1 protein-coding gene is annotated in these 268 nt (G+C 38.1%); it reads right to left on the bottom strand.

Annotated elements, in window-relative coordinates:
* Nucleotides 1-88: 88 nt before the first annotated feature.
* The coding region (locus FS628_RS31675; RefSeq protein ID WP_222125335.1) for an OsmC family protein at nucleotides 89-268 on the bottom strand (180 nt) is incomplete at its 5' end.

Here is a 268-nt window from a genome sequence, read left to right as displayed (position 1 = left end):
CCAACACAATCAACTATCCGAAGTTTTGACTCTTAACTCTCTACGACCAACTCACTTTAACCTTTCTTTCAATCCTCTTTTTCACACCTCATATTTCAATCGCTTTTCCTATCAACTGTTCAACCTGTGCTTCGTCTCCCTCACTCTCTACATTCAAACCAACATTTATTTCATCAAACCCACCATTTCCTTCTTTTAACCCCAACAAAACATTTACATCCATTTCTCCACTAACATCAACTTCCACACATTCTACTTTGATCCCCAT

It is taken from the genome of Paenibacillus xylanexedens, assembly GCF_007676705.1.
Classification (GTDB): domain Bacteria; phylum Bacillota; class Bacilli; order Paenibacillales; family Paenibacillaceae; genus Paenibacillus; species Paenibacillus xylanexedens_C.
Note: the sequence above shows the minus strand (reverse complement) of the source record. Positions and strands in the feature narration are given on the sequence as shown.